Here is a 19,082-nt window from a genome sequence, read left to right on the forward strand (position 1 = left end):
CCCGTCCGGCGGTCCGTACCCGGCAGGGCCCGGCGGCGGCCCCTCCGCCGAGCGCCCGCCGACGGCCGAGATGGGCCAGGACACCGCCGTGATCCCGCTGGGAGACGTGCCGCTACCTGGGCTCTCACCCCGTGCCACCCCTTGATCATCGCATCCGAAACGGCAGGTAAAAACGGCTCTGCCGGAGCTTGTGATAGCTTTCACTAGCAGAGGTCCTCACCGGCTCGGCCGTGTGAGGCAGCAAATGCTCGCTTGACAACCGTTTCTGGAGCACCGATGCAGGCCAACGACGTGCGCGTCCTCAAAAACGCCGCGATACCCGCCCTCGTGGTGGGCCTGGTCGTGGCCCTCGTCTCGTCGTTCACCGTCGGTGCCGCGGGAGCGCTCGCCGCGTTGATCGGCGTCGTGGTGGTCGCCGCGTTCTTCATCATCAGCCTGGTCGCCGTGGCCTACGCCTCGCGCGTGTCGCCGCAGATGATGATGATCGCCGCGCTGGGCACCTACCTGGTCAAGATCCTCGCGCTGGCCCTCGCGCTGAGCTCCCTCTCCGACGTCACCGCCTGGCACCCCATGACGTTCACCTGGACCGTCATCCTCTGCACGGTCGCCTGGACCGTGGGGGAGGCAAGGGCGTTCATGAAGCTGCGGATGCTGTACGTCGAGCCCGACGTCAAGGTTCCCGGACACGCCGGAGAGAAATGATGCGCCGCAGCCAGGCCGCCGTTCACCCACCGGCGGTCCCATCCCGTAAACTCACCGCAGCAGGCAGTTCGTGGCCCGATATGACTAGTCACGCTGCCGCCTGCTATCGTCGCGTGCGCGATCGCCGATCCGCCTGGGCGCCCATAGGCGCCCGCGGGTCCTGGTCTCCGTCCGACCGCACCACCCACCTGACTGAGCTTCCCGATCCCTCGCCATCCGGTGACCGGGCGCTGGAAGACACCCTGATCCACTACGAGGAAGGGAACGCCGAGTGAGCGCCGCGCCCCTCGCAGCCGAAGAGTTCCAGGCCCCGGGACTCAACCTCTTCGAATGGCCGGCACTGGTGTCGGGTGCCGAGTGGTTCAACAAGCCCGCCCTGCTCGCGTTCCTGGCGGCGCTGCTGGTGATCGTGCTCTGCTTCGCGGCCTTCTCGCGCCCGAAGCTGGTGCCGCGCGGCATGCAGGCCTTCGGCGAGTACGCCTACGAGTTCGTCCGCGAGCAGTGCGCGCGGCCGTTCCTCGGCAAGGACAGCGACCGCTGGATGCCGCTGCTGTTCAGCATGTTCCTGTTCGTGCTGGTCATGAACCTCTTCGGGTCGGTCATCTTCATCCAGTTCCCGGTGATGTCGCTGATCGGCTACCCGGCCATCCTCGCGCTGGGCGTCTGGGTGATGGTCCTCTTCCTGGGCATGAAGCACCAGGGGCCCTGGGGCTTCTTCAAGAACATCATGTTCCCGCCCGGGCTGCCCGGCTGGATGTACGTGCTGGTCGCGCCGATCGAGTTCGCCTCCACGGTGATCCTGCGGCACGTCACCCACGCGGTGCGGCTCTTCGCCACCATGATGGCCGGTCACCTCATCATCGCGCTGTTCTCCGAGGTGGGCTGGCACTTCCTGTTCGTGGAGCTCAGCCCGCTCGGCGCGCCGCTGGGTGTGCTCGGCGTCCTGATGACCATCGCGCTGACCGCGTTCGAGCTCTTCATCCAGGCCCTGCAGGCCTACGTGTTCGCGATGCTGACCGCGATGTTCATCAACGACGCGCTGCACCCGGCCCACTGAGAACTCAAGAGATTCCGGTGGACACTCCACCGGCCGATAGAAAAGGAAACGGAAAAGCATGAGCCTGCTCGCTCAAGTCACCGGCAACCTCGGCTCCATCGGTTACGGCCTCGCGGCCATCGGCCCGGGCATCGGCGTGGGCATCATCTTCGGCCAAGGTGTGCAGGCGATCGCCCGCCAGCCCGAGGCTTACAACCTGATCCGCCAGAACATGCTGCTCGGCTTCGTGTTCACCGAGGCGCTCGCGCTGATCGGCGTGGCCCTCGCCTTCGCCTTCCGAGCCTGACGAGTGACTGACCCCCGAGGGGAGGCCAGGCCATGAATGTCCTTGCCGAAGCGGGCGGCAACAACCCGCTCATTCCGCACCCGGCCGAGATGGCCATCGGCGGCTTCGCGTTCCTGTTCGTGCTGTTCTTCGTGGGCCGCATGCTGGTCCCGCGCATCCAGAAGACCCTCGCGGACCGCGCGGAGGCGATCGAGGGCGGCCTGAAGAAGGCCGCCGACGCCCAGAAGGAAGCCCAGCAGGCGCTGGACGAATACCGCGAGCAGCTCGTCGAGGCCCGGCACGAGGCCGCGCGGCTGCGCGAGGAGGCGCGCGAGCAGGGCGCCCAGATCAAGGCCGAGCTCCGTGAGGAGGCACAGGCCGAGGCCCGCCGCCTCATCGAGGCGGCGCACGCCCAGATCGAGGCCGACCGCCAGCAGGCGTTCGCCCAGCTCCGGGCGGAGATCGGCCGGCTGTCCACCGACCTGGCCGGCCGCATCGTCGGCGAGTCCCTTGAGGACGAGGCCCGCCAGCGCCGTGTCGTCGACCGGTTCCTTGAGGAGCTGGAGAGCGACGCCAGGCAGGCGGTGCGTTGACGATGACGATGATGGGTCTGAGCAGGGCGTCGCTGGCCTCGGTGGAGGAGCGGTTCAACGTCGTGGCGGCCGGCGCGGATCTCACCGCGCTGTCGCAGGACCTGTTCGCGGTCGCCGGGCTCCTGGACCGGGAGCACGGCCTGCGCCGTGCCCTGTCCGACCCGTCGCGTCCGGCGGAGCAGAAGGCACAGACGGCCAGGGTCCTGCTGGAAGGCAAGATCGGTGAGGCCGCGCTGGAGACCACGATCGCCGCCGTCGCCGCCAAGTGGACCCGCGCCGGAGACGTCGCCGACGCTCTGGAGCGGGTCGCGGTGATCGCCGCCGCCGCCTCCGCCGAGGCGGCGGGGCAGATCGACGATGTGGAAGACGAGCTGTTCCGGTTCGGCCGCATCGTGGCGAGCAACGCCGAGCTGCGCCGCTTCCTGGGCGACGCGGCCGTGACCGCCGAGCGCAAGGCGGAGTTCCTGCGCTCCCTGCTCGGCGACAAGGTGGCCCCGGTGACATCGCTGCTGGTGGTCCAGGCCGTCGCGCACCCGCGAGGACGTAGCCTGGAGACCGGGCTCGCCGACTTCGGCCACCTGGTCGCCGCCCAGCGGCAGCGCCTGGTGGCCGTGGTGCGCAGCGCGGTCGCGCTCAGCGACGGGCAGAAGCAGCGGCTCGCCGCGCTGCTGCGCGACTCCTACGGCCGAGACGTTCACCTGAACGTCGAGGTCGACCCCCGAGTGATCGGCGGGTTCTCGGTTCGTGTCGGCGACGAGGTCATCGACACCACCATCGCGGCGCGAATCGAAGAAGTCCGCCGCCGCTTGGCCGGCTGACCGACGTCGGTTGTTTAGTCAATAGGGAGACAGAGAGAGATGGCGGAGCTGACGATCCGGCCGGATGAGATCCGGGACGCGCTTGAGCGCTTCGTCCAGGCGTACGAGCCGGAAGGCGCCGCGCGTGAGGAGATCGGGACCGTCGTCGACTGCGGCGACGGCATCGCCCATGTCTCCGGCCTTCCCTCGGCGATGGCGAACGAGCTGCTTGAGTTCGAGGACGGCACGCGTGGCCTGGCACTGAACCTGGACGTCCGGGAGATCGGTGTCGTTATCCTGGGCGACTACAGCAAGATCGAGGAGGGCCAGACGGTCCGCCGCACGGGCGAGGTCCTGTCGGCGCCGGTCGGCGACGCCTTCCTCGGCCGCGTGGTGGACCCACTGGGCAACCCGCTCGACGGCAAGGGCCCGATCGAGGCCGAGGGCCGCCGCGCCCTTGAGCTGCAGGCGCCCTCGGTGGTGCAGCGCCAGTCGGTGCGCCAGCCACTGCAGACCGGAATCAAGGCCATCGACGCCATGACGCCGATCGGGCGCGGTCAGCGCCAGCTCATCATCGGCGACCGTGGCACCGGCAAGACCGCGATCGCCGTGGACACCATCCTCAACCAGCGGGACAACTGGGCCTCCGGCGACCCGCAGCGGCAGGTCCGCTGCGTCTACGTCGCGGTCGGCCAGAAGGGCTCCACGATCGCACAGGTCCGGGCGCGGCTGGAAGAGGCGGGCGCGCTGGAGTACACCACCATCGTCGCCGCGCCGGCGTCCGACGCCGCGGGCTTCAAGTACATGGCCCCCTACACCGGCAGCGCGATCGGCCAGCACTGGATGTACCAGGGCAAGCACGTCCTGATCGTCTTCGACGACCTCACCAAGCAGGCCGACGCCTACCGCGCGGTCTCGCTGCTGCTGCGCCGCCCGCCGGGCCGTGAGGCGTTCCCCGGCGACGTCTTCTACCTGCACTCGCGGCTCCTGGAGCGGTGTGCCAAGCTCTCCGACGACATGGGCGGCGGCTCGATGACCGGTCTGCCGATCATCGAGACGAAGGGCAACGACGTCTCGGCCTTCATCCCGACCAACGTCATCTCCATCACCGACGGTCAGTGCTTCCTGGAGACCGACCTGTTCAACGCGGGTGTGCGACCGGCCATCAACGTCGGTATCTCGGTGTCCCGAGTCGGCGGTTCGGCGCAGGTCAAGGCCATGCGCAAGGTCGCGGGCACGCTGAAGCTGTCGCTGTCCCAGTTCCGCGACCTGGAGGCGTTCGCCTCCTTCGCCTCCGACCTCGACGCGGCCTCGCGCGCCCAGCTCGAACGCGGCGCGCGCCTGGTCGAGCTGCTCAAGCAGCCCCAGTACAGCCCGTTCCCGGTCGAGCGGCAGGTCGTCTCGGTGTGGGCCGGTACGACCGGCGAGCTGGACGAGGTGCCGATCGAGGACGTCCGCCGCTTCGAGACCGAGTTCCTGGACTACCTGGCCCGCGACCACAAGGGCATCTACGACGGCATCCGGGAGACCAACGAGCTGGCCGACGACGCGGTGACCGCGCTCAAGGACGCGATCACCGACTTCAAGAAGGGGTTCGAGACCTCTTCCGGCGAGCTGCTGGTCAAGGACGAGCCGGTCGACGCGCTCGAAGCCGGTGAGGTCGGCCAGGAGAAGATCACCAAGGTCGTCCGCACCCCCGAGAAGAAGTAGCAGGTCATGGGAGCACAGCTTCGGCTGCTGCGGCGCAGGATCAGGTCGGTCAAGTCGACGGCCAAGATCACTCGCGCGCAGGAGCTCATCGCGTCCTCGCGGATCGCCAAGGCCCAGCAGCGGATGGCCGAGGCGCTGCCGTACGAGCGGGAGATCACCCGCGCGGTGACCGGTGTGGTGAGCAACACCTCCAGCATCGACCACCCGCTGACCGTCGAGAAGGAGCGTCCGGCCAGTGCCGGCGTGCTGATCGTCACCAGCGACGGCGGGTTCTGCGGCGGCTTCAACGCCAACGTGCTGCGTGAGGCCGAGGCCCTGCGCGGGCTGCTGGAGGAGCGCGGCGTCCGGGCCGTGCCCTTCGTGGTCGGCAGCAAGGGCGTCGGCTGGCACCGCTTCCGCAGCCGGGAGATGGCCGGCGAGTGGGAGGGCTTCTCCCGCAGGCCGGCCTACTCCGACGCCAAGGAGATCGCGGGCATGCTGATCGAGTCGTTCAAGGCGGAGGAGGGGATCGACGAGATCCACATCGTCTCCACCGAGTTCGTCTCGATGCTGACCCAGAACGTCGTGGTCAAGCGGGTTCTGCCGCTGGAGGTCGTGGAGGCCGAGCAGACCGAGGAGACGGCCCTGCTGCCGTACTTCGAGTTCGAGCCGGGCGCCGGCGCGGTGCTCGACTCGCTGCTGCCACGGTACGTGGAGTCGCGCATCTTCACCGCACTGTTGCAGTCCGCCGCCTCCGAGGAGGCGGCCCGGCGGCGCGCGATGAAGGCGGCGACCGACAACGCGAACGAGCTCATCGGGGTCTTCACCCGGCAGATGAACCAGGCGCGTCAGGCTGAGATCACCCAGGAAATCAGCGAGATCGTCGGTGGCGCCAACGCGCTGGCCGACGCCGCAGCGGGGAAAGAGTGAAATGACTGCACAGATTGTTGAGACCGGCGTGGGCCGGGTCGCGCGGGTCACGGGCCCCGTCGTCGACGTGGAGTTCCCCGCCGAGGCGATGCCCGAGATCTACAACGCGCTGAACGTCGAGGTCGCCCTGGGCGGCGAGACCAAGACGCTGACCCTGGAGGTCGCCCAGCACCTGGGTGACAACCTGGTCAGGGCGATCTCCATGCAGCCCACCGACGGCGTGGTGCGCGGCGCCCCCGTCACCGACTCCGGCGGCCCGATCTCGGTGCCGGTCGGCGACGCGGTCAAGGGCCACGTGTGGAACGCCCTCGGCGAGGCGCTGGACGTGCCGACCTCCTCGGTGAAGATCGAGGAGCGCTGGGGCATCCACCGCCCGTCGCCGCCGTTCGACCAGCTTGAGTCGCGTACCGAGGTGCTGGTCACCGGCATCAAGGTCATCGACCTGCTCACCCCGTACGTCCAGGGCGGCAAGATCGGCCTGTTCGGCGGCGCGGGCGTGGGCAAGACCGTGCTGATCCAGGAGATGATCCGCCGGGTCGCCCGTAACTTCGGTGGCACCTCGTGCTTCGCCGGCGTGGGCGAGCGCACCCGTGAGGGCAACGACCTGTGGGTGGAAATGGCCGAGGCGGACGTCTTGAAGGACACCGCCCTGGTCTTCGGCCAGATGGACGAGCCGCCGGGCACCCGGCTGCGCGTCGCGCTGTCCGCCCTCACCATGGCGGAGTACTTCCGCGATGTGCAGAAGCAGGACGTGCTGCTGTTCATCGACAACATCTTCCGGTTCACCCAGGCCGGTTCCGAGGTCTCCACGCTGCTCGGCCGTATGCCGTCCGCGGTGGGTTACCAGCCGACGCTGGCCGACGAGATGGGCGTGCTGCAGGAGCGCATCACCTCCACCCGCGGTCACTCGATCACCTCCATGCAGGCGATCTACGTGCCCGCCGACGACATCACCGACCCGGCGCCGCACAACGCGTTCGCGCACCTCGACGCCCAGACGGTGTTGTCCCGGCCGATCTCGGAGAAGGGCATCTACCCGGCGGTGGACCCGCTGGACTCCTCCTCCCGGATTCTCGACCCGCAGATCGTGGGCGAGGAGCACTACGCGGTGGCCCAGGAGACCAAGCGGATCCTGCAGAAGTACAAGGAGCTCCAGGACATCATCGCGATCCTGGGCATCGACGAGCTGTCCGAAGAGGACAAGGTCACCGTCCAGCGGGCGCGGCGCATCGAGCGCTTCCTGTCCCACCCGATGTACGCCGCCGAGGCGTTCACCGGGCAGCCGGGCGAGACCGTGCCGCTCGACGAGACCATCGCCTCGTTCAAGGGCCTTTGCGCCGGCGAGTACGACCACCTGCCCGAGCAGGCCTTCTTCATGGTCGGCGGCATCGAGCAGGCGGTGGCCAAGGCCAAGGAACTCGCCCGCTAATCGTCGCTCGCGGTGCCGGTACGGCCCTGTCCGTACCGGCACCCGGCAGAAAGGACCATGAAGTGGCGAAGCTGCGAGTAGGAGTGGTCTCGCCGGAGCGGGAGATCTGGTCCGGTGAGGCCGATATGGTCATCGCCAAGACCGTCGAGGGCGAGATCGGTATCATGCCGAATCATGCTCCCGTGCTCGGCATTCTCGTCGAGGGCGGCGTTCTGCGAGTGAAGCGCGCCGGCGGCGAGGGCGAGCTGGTCGCCGCCGTCCACGGCGGGTTCTTCTCGGTGGCCGACAACGAGGTGTCGGTCCTCGCGGAGATGGCCGAGCTGGGCTCCGAGGTGGACGTCCGGGCGGTGCGCGACGCTCTGGAACGTGCGCTGGCGTCGGTCGATGCCGACGCCGAGAACATGGAGGCGGCCCTGGAGGCCAAGCGGGCCACGGCACGGCTCCGCGCGGCGGGCGAGGACGTGTGATCGCGCCTGCGGCGATGATCTAGACTCGGTACAACTGGGACAAGGCGGGGGCGGGGCGATGTCGGCGACGCTGATGGTGTGTGGGGGCATCGTGGCGCTCGTCGCCCTTGTCGTGCTTCGGGGGGTGGTGCTCTCCCGCTCCCGGGGCCATGTGCTCTGTCGGCTGCGCGACGGTGTGAGCGGGTGGAAGAACGGGGTGGCCCGCTATGCCGACGGGGAGTTGCACTGGATCCCCTTCCTGAGTCTGCGGTTCCGGCCGCGCCACGCGATCGCGAGGCGCGGCCTTCGTGTTTCTGCCCGCAGGCGGGAGGGCGAGCTGTGGGCGGTCGACTGCGGCACGGTCTCCCTGGCGATGACGGAGGACGCGCTCACCGGCTTCCTGGCCTGGCTGGAGTCCGCCCCGCCCGGCGCCCACCTGGACCTCACCTAGCGTTCACTCTTCGCGGGTGTTGCCCGGCCGCCAGAGGATCTCCTGGCCGCCCGCGGCGACCCGGCAGAGGATGAACAGCAGGTCGCTCAGCCGGTTGAGATACCTCGCGGTCAGCGGGTTGACGTCGTCGTACGTCTCGATCGCCGCCCAGGCCGAGCGTTCGGCCCGCCGCACGATCGTGCGGGCCAGGTGCAGGTGCGCGGTGGCGGGCGTGCCGCCGGGCAGGATGAAGCTGCGCAGCGGCTCCAGGCGCTCGTTGAACTCATCGCACCGGCGTTCCAGCCAGGTGATGTAGGACTCCTCCACGCGCAGCGGCGGGAACTCCGGGTTCTCGGTGACCGGGGTGGCCAGGTCGGCGCCGAGGTCGAACAGCTCGTTCTGGACCCGGCCGAGGATCCGGGCGATGGCGGGGTCGAGCCCCACGGCGATGGCCAGGCCGATGGCCGCGTTGGCCTCCTCCACGTCGGCGTAGGCGGCTAGCCGGGTATCGGTCTTGCGGGTGCGGCTCATGTCGACGAGGTTGGTCGTGCCGTCGTCGCCGGTCCGGGTGTAGATCCGGGAGAGTACGACCGGCTTGTCCTTGTCAGTGCGGGTCATGGCTTCACAGTAGATGACAGTTGTCATCCCGGTCGTGCGCGCGATCCACATCGAGCCGGTGATATCGGCGACTACCTGCGGATACGGCCTGGCGGCCAAGCTGGGCGACATGAGAGACGAACCGGCACGGGCCGCCACCGCGATCGAGGTGGCCGACTTCCGGCAGGCGTACGGCGACTTCGAGGCGGTGCGCGGGGTCTCGTTCACCGTACGGCGGGGCGAGGTGTTCGCCCTGCTCGGCACGAACGGCGCGGGCAAGACCACCACGATGGAGTCGCTGCTCGGCTTCGCCCGGCCGCGGGCGGGCAGCGTCCGGGTGCTCGGCCTGGACCCCGCCAAGGACGGCCGTGCGCTGCGTCCCCGGATCGGCGTGATGCTCCAGGAGGGCGGCTTCCTCGGCGACCTGACGGTCGGTGAGACCGTGCGGCTGTGGCGCGGAATGGCGGCCGACGCAGGGCGCTCCTCCATGGCGGGGACGCTGGAGATGGTGGGGCTGGCCACCAAGGAGCGCACGAGGGTCCGGCAGCTTTCCGGGGGACAGCGGCGCAGGCTCGACCTGGCGCTCGCCGTACTGGCCGAGCCGGAGGTGCTGTTCCTGGACGAGCCGAGCACCGGGATGGACCCCGAGGCGCGCCGCGGCACCTGGCAGATCATCCACGATCTGCGGGCGGCGGGGGTCACGGTGCTGCTGACCACGCACTACCTGGAGGAGGCCGAGAAGCTGGCGGACCGGCTGGCGATCATGCACCAGGGGCGGATCACCACGTCCGGGACGGTGGACGAGGTGGTGACCCCGGCGGGCGACCAGATCCACTTCCGGCTCGCCCTGCCGCCCGCCGGACTGCGCGAACGGCTGCGCGAGGGCCTGCCGTTCTTGGACGGCACCGCCGCCACGACAGCCCATTCCGGCGACGGCACGCGGGTGACCTACGCGCTGCCCGCCTCGCCCGAGGCCGGCCGCGCGCACGCGGCGCTGCGCCCGCTGCTCGACTGGGCCGACAAGCACGAACTGACCCTGGAACGGCTGGAAGTATGCCGGGGGACGCTTGAGGACGTCTTCCTGCGCGTCGTGGAGGAGGGGCGATGAGAACGGATGTCCTGCACGCCGTACGGCTGGCGCGGGTGGACTTGAAGCTGCTCGGGCGCAACCAGACGGCCATGGTCAACGTCCTGCTGCTGCCGCTGCTGATGGGCTGGCTGTTCAGCAACGTCGCGGCCGGCCGGCAGATCGAGGGGGTGCCCGGCCAGTTGTACGTGATCACCGGGCTGCCCGGCCTGATGCTCGGGTTCGCGGTGTTCGTCAACATGGTCAACACCTTCGCCGCGCGACGCGAGGAACTGGTGCTCAAGCGGCTGCGCGCGGCCCAACCGTCCTCGGCGGCGATCCTCGGCGGGGCGATGCTCGGGGCGCTGGCCGTCTTCGCGCTCCAGGTGGGGCTCGTGGTGGTGTGGAGCATGCACTGGCAGGACGGCGGGGCGCCCGCCAACCTGCCGCTGATGCTGCTCGGCGCGCTGCTCGGCGTCGCGATCATGGGGCTTCTCGCCGCGGCGTTCGCCGGGATCACGCCGAACGCCGAGACGGCTCAGGTGGCGGTGCTGCCGCTGCTGCTGGTCGTGATGCTCGGCGCGCCGATCATCGGCCCGACCACGGCGATGCCCGGCCCGCTCGGCGCGCTCGCCGAGGTGGTCCCGGTGACGCCGGTGGTGGAGATCATGCGGACGGCCTACCTGGGACGGGACTTCGTCGGGACCGGTGCTGAGTCGCTGGGCATGGCCGCGCAGTGGGTGGCCGCGCTGCCCGCGATCGGGATCGCGCTGGCCTGGGTGGGCGTGTCGGCGCTGCTGGCCCGGTGGCTGTTCCGATGGGATCCGCGGCACGGATAGCGTGTGATGCGATATGTCGGATAATTCGGGCGCGCGGGAACGGGCAGCGTACGAGCGGGTCCGCCGGGTGACCAGATGGTCGCTCATGGCCGGTTTGATCATCGCCGGCATGGGCGCCCTGAACGGATTCGCCGCCTCCTCGCTGGCCGAGACGCTGTCACCGGTCAAGGTGATCTCCGGCCTGGTCTGTCTCGTCGTGTTCGCGGTCTTGTACCTGCGGATCACCCGGATCGCGATGACCCGCCGGACGCCCTGGCGGGAGATCGCGGCGGCGGGCGCGGTCAGCATGGTGGCGCTGCTGATCCAGGATCCGACGCCGTGGGGCTGGGGGCTCATGGCGTCGGCCTGGGCCGGCGTGGCGGCGCTCAACGTGACCGCGGCGCAGGCGGTCCTCATCACGCTGGGCACGACGGCCGCAGCCGTTTCACTGACCGCGAGCGGCAAGGGCATGGCGCCGGCGGCCGTCCAGCTCCTCCTGGTCAGTGTGGTCACCACCTGGGGGAACAGGCTCCAGGTGTGGTTTTGGTACGTGCTCGCGGATGCGATCGCGGGCAAGGAGGCGCAGACCAGGCTGGCCGTCACCGAGGAGCGGCTGCGGTTCTCCCGCGACCTGCACGACCTGGTCGGGCACAGCCTTTCGGCGATCGCGGTGAAGAGCGAGGTGGCCCTCAAGCTGGCCCACGCCGACCTGGATCGCGCCGTCGCCGAGATGGGCGAGGTGCGCCACCTGGCCAAGGAGTCACTGCACGAGATCCGTACGGCGGTGCGCGGCTACCGCACGGTGGACCTGCCGGCCGAGCTGAGCAGCGTACGCGCCGTTCTGGTGGCGGCCGGCATCCGCTGCGAGGTCAGCGCCCCCGCCGAGTCCGAGCTGCCCGGCCAGGTGAGCACGCTGCTGGCCTGGGTCGTCAGGGAGGGCACCACCAATGTGCTGCGGCACAGTTCGGCCACCTTCTGCCGGATCGATGTCGAACCGGACGGCGGCCGAGTGCGGCTGCGGATGACCAACGACGGCGTGCGGCCGGTCGCCGGGGAGCGGCCGGGCGAGGACCGGCCGGCCGGCGACGGCAGCGGCCTCGCCGGGCTCGCCGACCGGGTGGCCGCGCACGGCGGCACGCTCTGCGTGGGGCCGGGCAGGCCGGGGGAGTACGTGCTCACGGCCACGGTCCCGGTGAGGGGAGTGGAATGATCAAGGTGCTGCTCGCGGACGACGAGCATCTGATCCGCAGGGCCATCGCCACGCTGCTCGGCCTGGAACCGGACATCGAGGTGGTCGCCGAGGTGGCGGCGGGCGACCTGGTGCGGGCGGCGGTGCAGGAGCACCGGCCCGACGTCGTGGTGCTCGACATCGAGATGCCGGGGATGGACGGGCTGTCGGTGGCGGAGGAAGTGCCGGGTCAGGCCATCCTGATCCTCACCAGTTTCGGACGGCCCGGATATCTGCGGCGGGCGCTCGCCGCAGGAGTGCGGGGGTTCATCCCGAAGGACGCCTCGGCGGAGGAACTGGCGACGGCGATCCGCAAGGTCCACGCCGGCGGACGGTACCTGGACCCGGAGATGGCGGCCTCCGCCATGATGGCGGGGGACAGCCCGCTGACCGGACGGGAGCGCGACGCGCTCGCGCTGGCCGCGCGCGGCGCTTCGGTGGGCGACATCGCGGTGGCGCTCAGCCTCACGGAGGGCACCGTCCGCAACTACCTTTCCAGCGCGATGACCAAGCTGGGTGCGACCAACCGGATCACCGCGATCCGGGCGGCCCAGGAAATGGGCTGGCTCTAAGGCGCGTTCTTGACCACCGCTTTACCGCCGCCATTTACTCCACTTGCACGAAACGGCGGTTATTGGGCATGGATCGAGCAATGCCGGGCAGGGAAGTTCGTACGCATCAGCAGGGGAGCCGGCAGGGGGAGGTGGCATGCGCGTCCGGGAACGGTCCGGTGGACAGGTGGTCCGCGTCGGGCAGCGGCTCGACGTCGGCACCGTGGCGGGGGTTCGTCCCCGGTTGCATCGAGCGGTGGACTCCGGGGATGGTGACCTGGTCGTCGATCTCAGCGGCCTGGAGATGATCGACGCCACCGGTCTCGGGGTGCTGGTGGGCACCCATCGGCGCGCGCTTTCCGCGGGTCGTCACCTGGTGTTGCGCGGTGTGCCGCCCAGGATCATGCGAGTGCTGGCGGTGACCCGGCTGAACCGGGTGCTGCGTGTGGAGGAGTTACCGCCGTCGGCGGCGGTGGCCTGAGCGAAGGATCACGCCCCGGCCGGGCTGAACGAGCGCCGGAAGATGTGCACGGCCGTGATGATCAGGTCGTCGGTGGCGGGCCGTACGTCCGCGAGCACCCATTCGATGAGTAACTCCTGTAAGGCCCCGATCAGCCCGAGGATCAGGAGGTGGGTGTTCGGCGGGGTCCGTTGCGGATACGCCGCCACGGTCTCCTCCATGATCCGGGTGAAACCGGCCACCGCCCGCTGCCGTGCGGTGATCAGGCAGTCTCCGGCGCGGCGCACCTCCACGTGCATGATGTGCGCCCTGCGCAGGTCCTTGGTCGCGAATGCCACGTATTCGGCTATGCCATGTTCGATCCGATCGTCGAGAGTGTTCGGCGCGGCGGCCACGGCCTTGGCCACCGCCTGGAGCGTGTCGTCCACACAGCGGTCGTAGACCGCCTCCATCAGCGCCTCCCGGCCGGAGAAGCACTCATAGAAGGCCCGGTTGGACACCCTGGCCATGGTGCAGAGCCGCTCGATCGTCGTTGCGGGAAACCCTGGGTTGGCGAACAGCGTGTACGCCGCCATCATGAGCCGTTCCCGTCTGTCGGCCAGGCGTTGCTCTGCCGACAGTCCCCGGTACGCTCTACCCGTCACTATTCACCTCGCGTCCAGCGTGATCGCGGACCCCCAGAGCCCACCATTATGGACGCAAGATCCTTTTTCGGGAAGAGTCAGGACATTAGTGCTTTCGCCGCCCATGGAGGATGGTCACCAACCTGACTAGACGGTCAAGTTCCGCCTGACCACGGCTGAACGACGTCAGGTTCATTCCGGGGAGTGGGAAGCGTTGCCGGGAGATCGCCTTCGGCCGCGCGAACTCCCGCAGCCCGTCCGCCCCGTGAATCCTGCCGAATCCGGAGTCGCCCACGCCCCCGAAGGGCAGGGCGGGCACCCCGGCGAACGAGATGATCGAGTTGATCGCCGTCATCCCGCCGCGCATCCGCCGCGCCAGGTCCATCGCGCTCCTCTTGTCGCGGGAGAAGACCGTGCCGCCCAGACCGTAGGCGGAGGCGTTGGCCAGCGCCAGCGCCTCCTCGGCGTCGGCCACCCGGCTCACGGTTACGGTCGGCCCGAATGTCTCCTCCCGCATCGCGGGACTGTCGGCCGGCACGTCCTCCACCACGACCGGGTCGACGTACGGCCGGCGCACCGAATCGGGCCCGCCGAGCACCGCCGTGCCTGACGTGACCGCCGCGCCGATGTGCCGGTCGATCACGTCGAGCTGGCCCGGCATGGTGATCGGGCCGTAGTGCTCCCCGGCGCGGACCCGGCCGGCGATCTCGGTCAGCTCGCGCATGAACGGCTCGTACACCGTGTCCACCACGTACACCCGCTCGACGCCCACGCACGTCTGCCCGGCGTTGGACATCGCCCCCCACACCGCGGCGTCGGCGGCGGCCCGCAGGTCGGCGTCGGCCGCCACGATCATGGCGTCCTTGCCGCCGCACTCGGCGACCAGCGGGGTGAGGTTTCGGGCGCAGGCCGCCATCACCCGCTTGGCGGTCGGGGTCGAGCCGGTGAACGCGATCTTGCCGATGCCCGGGTCGCCCGCCAGCGCCGCGCCGGTCTCGCCGAGCCCGGTCACCACCTGAAGGACCGGGTGCTCAGGCACCGATTCGGCGAACAGTTCGGCGAGCAGCGCCCCCGTGCCCGGGGTGTACTCGCTGGGCTTGAACACCACCGCGTTGCCGGCCGCCAGCGCGTAGACGATCGAACCGGCCGGCGTGAACACCGGGTAGTTCCACGGCCCGATCACGCCCACCACGCCCAGCGGCCGGTGCTCCAGCGTGGCCGAGAGGTTGGCCCCCAGCAGGCCGGGGAAGACCCGGCGCGGGCCGAGCACCTTCGCCGCGTGCCTGGCCGCCCAGTCGGTGTGCGCGATGGCCAGCACGATCTCCAGCGTGGCATCGCCGCGCGGCTTGCCGGTCTCGGCGCTCACCAGCGCGGCGATCCGCCGAATGTTCTGGGTGAGCACGGCCTTGAAGTCGAGCAGCCGGGTCTTGCGGGCGGCGTGGCCGAGGCCCGCCCACCATCGCCCCGCGACGGCGGCCCGCTCGACGGCGGCGCGCACGTCGGCCGCCGAGTGGACCGGATGGGTGCCGACGACCTCACCGGTGGCGGGGTCGAGTGAGTCGAAACTGTGGCTGCCGGCGGTCACGGTCATGTCGTCACGATAAACCCGCGAGGTCTGCGCCGACACGTCGGCACGGGACAACCGGACGCCGCGGTATAGGAGCATCGGGCTCCTAGAACAGCGTCGGGTTCTCCGGGGCGATGCCGCGCAGGGAGTCGTAGTCGAGCACGACGCAGCCGATGCCGCGGTCGGTGGCCAGCACCCGCGCCTGCGGCTTGATCTCCTGGGCCGCGAAGACCCCGCGCACCGGCGCGATCAGCGGGTCGCGGTTGAGCAGCTCCAGATAGCGGGTCAGCTGCTCCACCCCGTCGATCTCGCCCCTGCGCTTGATCTCCACGGCGACCGTCGCGCCGGTGTGGTCGCGGCACAGGATGTCCACCGGGCCGATCGCCGTCGGGTACTCCCTGCGGATCAGTGACCAGCCCTCGCCGAGCGTGCCGATGTGCTCGGCCAGCAGCTCCTGTAGGTGGGCCTCCACGCCGTCCTTCCGCAACCCGGGATCGACGCCCAGCTCGTGACTGGAGTCGTGCATGATCTCCTCGATGGTGAGGATCAGCTTCTCGCCCGTCTTGCCGTGGGTGACCGTCCAGGTCTTGTCGTCCTCACGGAGCTTGCAGGGTGGATTCATCCAGTTGAGCGGTTTGTAGGCGCGGTCGTCGGCGTGTACCGACACCGAGCCGTCGGCCTTGAAGAGCAAGAGGCGCGATGCCATGGGCAGATGGGCGGTGAGCCGCCCCACGTAATCCACGCTGCACCGCGCGATGACCAGCCGCATGACCGATTACCCTACCGTTGTGAGCCCCCGACGTGCCCGCAGAAAGGACCCCTTCGACCGGGGGCGGCGTGGCGACTCCGCCTCCCGCCCGCCGCCGGTGCCGATCACCGGCTTCCCCGCGGGCATGGACCGCGTCGAGGAGTGGCCTGACGGCGAGTGGAAGGTCCGCGCCCTGCGCGGCGGCGCGGCCGATCGCGCCTACCGCTGCCCGGGCTGTGACCAGGAGGTCCGCGCCGGCATGCCGCACATCGTGAGCTGGCCCAACTGGCCGGGGGGCGAGGAGGAGCGGCGGCACTGGCACACTCCGTGCTGGCGCAAGCGCCTCGACCGCGGGCACGGCAGAAATCGCTACTGAAGGAGTCGCAGGGATGGAGATCCGGGCGTCCACGGTGTTGCCCGCCCGCAGGGAGCCGATCGAGCTGCACACCGCGGACGGGCTGACGCTCGTGGGCGAGCTGGCCCTGCCCGCCGAACGGCCCCCGGCGGCCACGCTGGTCTGCCTGCACCCGCTGCCCACCCACGGCGGCATGATGGACAGCCACGTCTTCCGCAAGGCCGCCTACCGGCTGCCCGCGCTGGCCGATCTGGCCGTGCTGCGCTTCAACACGCGGGGCACCACCTCCGACCGCGGCACCTCGCAGGGCGAGTTCGGCGACGGCGAGGGCGAGCGGTTCGACGTGGCGGCCGCGCTGGAGTACGCCGAGTTCCACGACCTGCCCCGGCCGTGGCTGGTCGGCTGGTCGTTCGGCACCGAGCTGGCGCTGCGCTGGGGGCGCGACCCACTGATCGAGGGGGCGATCCTGCTCTCGCCGCCGCTGCGCCGAGCCTCTGACGCCGACCTCACGGCGTGGGGCGAGTTCGGCCGTCCGTTGCTGGCGCTGGTGCCCGAGTTCGACGACTACCTGCGCCCGGACGAGGCCGCCGAACGCTTCGCCCTCGTGCCGCAGGCCGAGGTGATCGGCGTGGAGGGCGCCAAGCACCTGTGGGTGGGCGAGCCCTCGGTGCGGATCGTGCTCAACGAGATCGTCCGCACGGTGGCCCCCGGAGCGTACCCGCTGCCGGAGCGGCTGCCCTGAAACATGGCTCCGCGGAGTGGGGCGGGGGGTATTCGGTCGGCACGATGACCCTCTGGGTATGACCGCTAACCCCGGTAGGGGTGGCAGCGGCCGAACGTCAGGTTAGGTTGTTCTCCGTGCACCTGTACTCGCGATCGGCCGGCAGCGGAGTGCCGGTCGTCCTCCTCCACGCGTTCCCGCTCTCCTCGGCCATGTGGCTGGCCCAGCGGGAAGGTCTCGCCGCCTCCTGCCGGGTGATCACACCCGATCTCCGTGGTTTCGGCGGCTCGGTGCTCAACGACGAGCCCCCCTCCATCGATGTGATGGCCGACGATGTCGCCGCGCTGCTCGACGCCGAGGGCGTCGAGCGGGCCGTGGTCGGCGGTCTGTCGATGGGCGGCTACGTGACGATGGCCTTCTGCCGCCGTCACCCCGACCGCCTGCTCGGCGTCATCCTGGCCGATACCAGGGCCACCGCCGACCAGGAGCAGGCGAGCGCCAACCGCGAACGGATCGCCGCCGCCGTCTCCGCCAACGGCAACGCGATCCTGCTGGACGAGGTGCTTCCCGGCCTCGTGGGGCCCACCACCAGGCAGCGCCGCGGCATGGTCTTCGGCCGGGTGCGCGGGCTGGTGCAGGCCGCTCCGCCGGGCGCGGTGGCCTGGGCCGAGCGGGCGATGGCCGGCCGCGCCGACTCCTTCGACACGCTGCGCGACCTGAAGGTCCCCGCCCTGGTGATCGTGGGAGAGGAGGACCAGATGACGACCCCGGCCGACGCCGAGGCGATAGCGGAGGCCGTTCCCGACTCCCGGCTCACCGTGATCGAGGCGGCCGGACACCTGTCGGCGGTGGAGCAGCCCGAGGCGTTCAACCGGGCGGTCGCCGCCTTCGTGGGCGGGATCTCGTGGCCCTGACCCTCACACGCGGGCCTGGCGGGGCAGCACGACCTCCCTGATGACCAGGGCGATCGCCGCGGCCACCGGAATCGCGATGAGCGCCCCGACGATGCCGAGGAGCGTGCCGCCGAACAGCGCCGCGATCACCGTCACCGCCGGGGCGACGTCCACCGAGCGCTTCATCACGCGCGGGTATATCACGTAGTTCTCGACCTGCTGGTAGATCAGGAAGAACACCGCGCAGGCGATGCCGAGCGGCAGCGACTGCAACAGCGCCACACCGCTCACGAACACCGCTCCGATGGTCGCGCCGACCAGCGGGATCAGGTCGGTCACCGCGACCACCAGCGCGAGCGCGAGCGCGTACTCCACCCCGGCGACACCCAGGAACGCGTACGACAGCACGCCCGCGATCACCGAGATCACCACGTTGCCCGCCACGTAGCCGCCGATGCCGTCCAGGATCTCGTCGCTCATCGCGCGGGTGCGCTCCCGGCGGGTGGCGGGCACCAGGCCCAGCAGGTACTCCTTGATCGAGCCCAGTGACCCCAGGAAGTAGAGCGTCAGCACCAGCAGCGTGACCCCGGAGAAGAACGCGCCGAACACCACCGCGCCCGCGCCGACGATGCCCCCGGCGATCACGCGCGGCAGGTCGGGGCTGGTGACGTACGCCTTGAGCTGCGCCAGCAGCCCGTAGTCGGCGTCGAGCCGCCTGATCGTCGGGTTGGCGAGCAGCTCGTTGATGTACCCGGGCACCGCGGCCACGAAGTCGCTGACCTGCTCGGCGACCGGCGGCACGATCGCCAGCCCGAACAGCGCGAAGAAGGCGATCACGCCCAGGAACACGATCGAGATCGCCGGCCGGCGGCTCAGCCCGCGCCTGGCCAGCCACTCCACGGCCGGGTTGAGGCCCACCGCCAGGAACATGGCGACCAGCACCAGCACGATCACGCTGCGGGTGTTCACCACCGCCTGGGCCAGGCCGATCGCCACCAGCACACCGAGCCCGGCGGTCAGGCCGAACAGGAAGGGGCTCTTGGCCAGGGCCTTGCCCGGAATGCCGAAGAACCGCTCGTCGGGCTTCGGCCCGGTGGGCGCGGCGGGCTTGGTGGGG

General features: G+C 70.2%; 23 protein-coding genes. 18 read left to right on the plus strand and 5 right to left on the minus strand.

The window, feature by feature from the left end; all coding sequences use genetic code 11:
* Positions 1 to 276 precede the first annotated feature (276 nt).
* The 10 genes from C1I98_RS16720 to C1I98_RS16765 all read left to right on the plus strand — a co-directional run bounded on the left by C1I98_RS16720 (position 277) and on the right by C1I98_RS16765 (position 8,359).
* Complete coding sequence (locus C1I98_RS16720; protein ID WP_111168379.1) at positions 277 to 702, plus strand: Cg1360 family ATP-synthase-associated protein; 426 nt, start codon at positions 277 to 279, stop codon at positions 700 to 702.
* Between the two features lie 271 nt (positions 703 to 973).
* On the plus strand, positions 974 to 1,759 hold the full coding sequence (gene atpB / locus C1I98_RS16725; RefSeq protein WP_111168380.1) for a F0F1 ATP synthase subunit A: 786 nt from the start codon (positions 974 to 976) through the stop codon (positions 1,757 to 1,759).
* Between the two features lie 58 nt (positions 1,760 to 1,817).
* Positions 1,818 to 2,045: an ATP synthase F0 subunit C gene (atpE, locus tag C1I98_RS16730; RefSeq protein ID WP_111168381.1), complete on the plus strand. Its 228-nt coding sequence runs from the start codon at positions 1,818 to 1,820 to the stop codon at positions 2,043 to 2,045.
* 32 nt (positions 2,046 to 2,077) lie between these two features.
* The gene (locus C1I98_RS16735; protein ID WP_111168382.1) at positions 2,078 to 2,617 is read left to right on the plus strand and encodes a F0F1 ATP synthase subunit B; all 540 of its coding nucleotides are present in this window, start codon (positions 2,078 to 2,080) and stop codon (positions 2,615 to 2,617) included.
* Positions 2,618 to 2,619: 2 nt separating this feature from the next.
* Positions 2,620 to 3,435 carry a F0F1 ATP synthase subunit delta gene (locus C1I98_RS16740; protein WP_306461894.1) on the plus strand — a complete coding sequence of 272 codons (816 nt, stop codon included), beginning with the start codon at positions 2,620 to 2,622 and terminating at the stop codon, positions 3,433 to 3,435.
* Between the two features lie 39 nt (positions 3,436 to 3,474).
* A complete protein-coding gene (gene atpA, locus C1I98_RS16745; protein ID WP_111168383.1) occupies positions 3,475 to 5,124 on the plus strand; it encodes a F0F1 ATP synthase subunit alpha in 1,650 nt (549 codons plus the stop codon).
* Positions 5,125 to 5,130: 6 nt separating this feature from the next.
* Entirely contained in the window at positions 5,131 to 6,033 is a 903-nt protein-coding gene (locus tag C1I98_RS16750; RefSeq protein WP_111168384.1) for a F0F1 ATP synthase subunit gamma, read from the plus strand.
* 1 nt (position 6,034) lies between these two features.
* Complete coding sequence (atpD, locus tag C1I98_RS16755) at positions 6,035 to 7,462, plus strand: F0F1 ATP synthase subunit beta (RefSeq protein ID WP_111168385.1); 1,428 nt, start codon at positions 6,035 to 6,037, stop codon at positions 7,460 to 7,462.
* A gap of 62 nt (positions 7,463 to 7,524) precedes the next feature.
* Positions 7,525 to 7,929: a F0F1 ATP synthase subunit epsilon gene (locus C1I98_RS16760; RefSeq protein ID WP_111168386.1), complete on the plus strand. Its 405-nt coding sequence runs from the start codon at positions 7,525 to 7,527 to the stop codon at positions 7,927 to 7,929.
* 58 nt (positions 7,930 to 7,987) lie between these two features.
* The gene (locus C1I98_RS16765; RefSeq protein WP_111168387.1) at positions 7,988 to 8,359 is read left to right on the plus strand and encodes a DUF2550 domain-containing protein; all 372 of its coding nucleotides are present in this window, start codon (positions 7,988 to 7,990) and stop codon (positions 8,357 to 8,359) included.
* 3 nt (positions 8,360 to 8,362) lie between these two features.
* On the opposite strand, the gene C1I98_RS16770 is transcribed toward C1I98_RS16765, so the two are convergent.
* Positions 8,363 to 8,956: a cob(I)yrinic acid a,c-diamide adenosyltransferase gene (locus C1I98_RS16770; protein ID WP_111168388.1), complete on the minus strand. Its 594-nt coding sequence runs from the start codon at positions 8,954 to 8,956 to the stop codon at positions 8,363 to 8,365.
* 13 nt (positions 8,957 to 8,969) lie between these two features.
* Here C1I98_RS16770 and C1I98_RS16775 point away from each other — a divergent pair, with 13 nt between their 5' ends.
* The 5 genes from C1I98_RS16775 (at position 8,970) to C1I98_RS16795 (ending at position 13,079) form a co-directional block, all read left to right on the plus strand.
* Positions 8,970 to 10,043, plus strand: coding sequence for an ABC transporter ATP-binding protein (locus C1I98_RS16775; protein WP_233507922.1), 1,074 nt, complete (start codon positions 8,970 to 8,972; stop codon positions 10,041 to 10,043).
* Positions 10,040 to 10,840, plus strand: coding sequence for an ABC transporter permease (locus tag C1I98_RS16780; protein WP_111168389.1), 801 nt, complete (start codon positions 10,040 to 10,042; stop codon positions 10,838 to 10,840). The genes C1I98_RS16775 and C1I98_RS16780 overlap by 4 nt, the downstream gene beginning before the upstream one ends.
* 13 nt (positions 10,841 to 10,853) lie before the next feature.
* On the plus strand, positions 10,854 to 12,029 hold the full coding sequence (locus C1I98_RS16785) for a sensor histidine kinase (protein ID WP_111168390.1): 1,176 nt from the start codon (positions 10,854 to 10,856) through the stop codon (positions 12,027 to 12,029).
* Entirely contained in the window at positions 12,026 to 12,619 is a 594-nt protein-coding gene (locus tag C1I98_RS16790) for a response regulator transcription factor (RefSeq protein ID WP_111168391.1), read from the plus strand. The genes C1I98_RS16785 and C1I98_RS16790 overlap by 4 nt, the downstream gene beginning before the upstream one ends.
* A 136-nt stretch (positions 12,620 to 12,755) precedes the next feature.
* Complete coding sequence (locus C1I98_RS16795; protein WP_111168392.1) at positions 12,756 to 13,079, plus strand: STAS domain-containing protein; 324 nt, start codon at positions 12,756 to 12,758, stop codon at positions 13,077 to 13,079.
* An 8-nt stretch (positions 13,080 to 13,087) separates the two neighbouring features.
* Here C1I98_RS16795 and C1I98_RS16800 read toward each other — a convergent pair whose 3' ends face one another.
* From C1I98_RS16800 to nucS, 3 genes are all read right to left on the minus strand, one after another.
* A complete protein-coding gene (locus C1I98_RS16800) occupies positions 13,088 to 13,702 on the minus strand; it encodes a TetR/AcrR family transcriptional regulator (RefSeq protein WP_233507923.1) in 615 nt (204 codons plus the stop codon).
* A gap of 85 nt (positions 13,703 to 13,787) precedes the next feature.
* Positions 13,788 to 15,272 carry an aldehyde dehydrogenase family protein gene (locus C1I98_RS16805; protein WP_111168400.1) on the minus strand — a complete coding sequence of 495 codons (1,485 nt, stop codon included), beginning with the start codon at positions 15,270 to 15,272 and terminating at the stop codon, positions 13,788 to 13,790.
* Between the two features lie 82 nt (positions 15,273 to 15,354).
* On the minus strand, positions 15,355 to 16,017 hold the full coding sequence (nucS, locus tag C1I98_RS16810) for an endonuclease NucS (RefSeq protein ID WP_111168393.1): 663 nt from the start codon (positions 16,015 to 16,017) through the stop codon (positions 15,355 to 15,357).
* Between the two features lie 19 nt (positions 16,018 to 16,036).
* Here nucS and C1I98_RS16815 point away from each other — a divergent pair, with 19 nt between their 5' ends.
* The 3 genes from C1I98_RS16815 to C1I98_RS16825 all read left to right on the plus strand — a co-directional run bounded on the left by C1I98_RS16815 (position 16,037) and on the right by C1I98_RS16825 (position 17,986).
* Complete coding sequence (locus C1I98_RS16815) at positions 16,037 to 16,372, plus strand: Rv1322 family protein (RefSeq protein ID WP_111168394.1); 336 nt, start codon at positions 16,037 to 16,039, stop codon at positions 16,370 to 16,372.
* 13 nt (positions 16,373 to 16,385) lie between these two features.
* Positions 16,386 to 17,093 (plus strand): alpha/beta hydrolase, encoded by a 708-nt coding sequence (locus C1I98_RS16820; RefSeq protein ID WP_111168395.1) that lies wholly within the window; start codon positions 16,386 to 16,388, stop codon positions 17,091 to 17,093.
* A 116-nt stretch (positions 17,094 to 17,209) separates the two neighbouring features.
* The gene (locus C1I98_RS16825; RefSeq protein WP_111168401.1) at positions 17,210 to 17,986 is read left to right on the plus strand and encodes an alpha/beta fold hydrolase; all 777 of its coding nucleotides are present in this window, start codon (positions 17,210 to 17,212) and stop codon (positions 17,984 to 17,986) included.
* A gap of 3 nt (positions 17,987 to 17,989) precedes the next feature.
* Here C1I98_RS16825 and C1I98_RS16830 read toward each other — a convergent pair.
* Positions 17,990 to 19,082: AI-2E family transporter (locus C1I98_RS16830; protein WP_111168396.1), on the minus strand; the 1,093-nt coding region annotated here is incomplete at its 5' end.

Source organism: Spongiactinospora gelatinilytica (assembly GCF_003236385.1).
Lineage (GTDB): Bacteria > Actinomycetota > Actinomycetes > Streptosporangiales > Streptosporangiaceae > Spongiactinospora > Spongiactinospora gelatinilytica.

Bases quoted from the DNA above. Each gene is read 5' to 3' on its own strand.
- C1I98_RS16780 (WP_111168389.1), top strand. From the start codon at position 10,040: ATGAGAACGGATGTCCTGCACGCCGTACGGCTGGCGCGGGTGGACTTG.
- C1I98_RS16790 (WP_111168391.1), top strand. From the start codon at position 12,026: ATGATCAAGGTGCTGCTCGCGGACGACGAGCATCTGATCCGCAGGGCC.
- C1I98_RS16805 (WP_111168400.1), bottom strand. From the start codon at position 15,272: ATGACCGTGACCGCCGGCAGCCACAGTTTCGACTCACTCGACCCCGCC.
- C1I98_RS16720 (WP_111168379.1), top strand. From the start codon at position 277: ATGCAGGCCAACGACGTGCGCGTCCTCAAAAACGCCGCGATACCCGCC.
- C1I98_RS16765 (WP_111168387.1), top strand. From the start codon at position 7,988: ATGTCGGCGACGCTGATGGTGTGTGGGGGCATCGTGGCGCTCGTCGCC.
- C1I98_RS16750 (WP_111168384.1), top strand. From the start codon at position 5,131: ATGGGAGCACAGCTTCGGCTGCTGCGGCGCAGGATCAGGTCGGTCAAG.
- C1I98_RS16735 (WP_111168382.1), top strand. From the start codon at position 2,078: ATGAATGTCCTTGCCGAAGCGGGCGGCAACAACCCGCTCATTCCGCAC.
- nucS (WP_111168393.1), bottom strand. From the start codon at position 16,017: ATGCGGCTGGTCATCGCGCGGTGCAGCGTGGATTACGTGGGGCGGCTC.
- C1I98_RS16795 (WP_111168392.1), top strand. From the start codon at position 12,756: ATGCGCGTCCGGGAACGGTCCGGTGGACAGGTGGTCCGCGTCGGGCAG.
- C1I98_RS16820 (WP_111168395.1), top strand. From the start codon at position 16,386: ATGGAGATCCGGGCGTCCACGGTGTTGCCCGCCCGCAGGGAGCCGATC.
- atpE (WP_111168381.1), top strand. From the start codon at position 1,818: ATGAGCCTGCTCGCTCAAGTCACCGGCAACCTCGGCTCCATCGGTTAC.
- atpD (WP_111168385.1), top strand. From the start codon at position 6,035: ATGACTGCACAGATTGTTGAGACCGGCGTGGGCCGGGTCGCGCGGGTC.
- C1I98_RS16740 (WP_306461894.1), top strand. From the start codon at position 2,620: ATGACGATGATGGGTCTGAGCAGGGCGTCGCTGGCCTCGGTGGAGGAG.
- atpA (WP_111168383.1), top strand. From the start codon at position 3,475: ATGGCGGAGCTGACGATCCGGCCGGATGAGATCCGGGACGCGCTTGAG.
- C1I98_RS16770 (WP_111168388.1), bottom strand. From the start codon at position 8,956: ATGACCCGCACTGACAAGGACAAGCCGGTCGTACTCTCCCGGATCTAC.
- C1I98_RS16775 (WP_233507922.1), top strand. From the start codon at position 8,970: ATGACAGTTGTCATCCCGGTCGTGCGCGCGATCCACATCGAGCCGGTG.
- C1I98_RS16785 (WP_111168390.1), top strand. From the start codon at position 10,854: ATGTCGGATAATTCGGGCGCGCGGGAACGGGCAGCGTACGAGCGGGTC.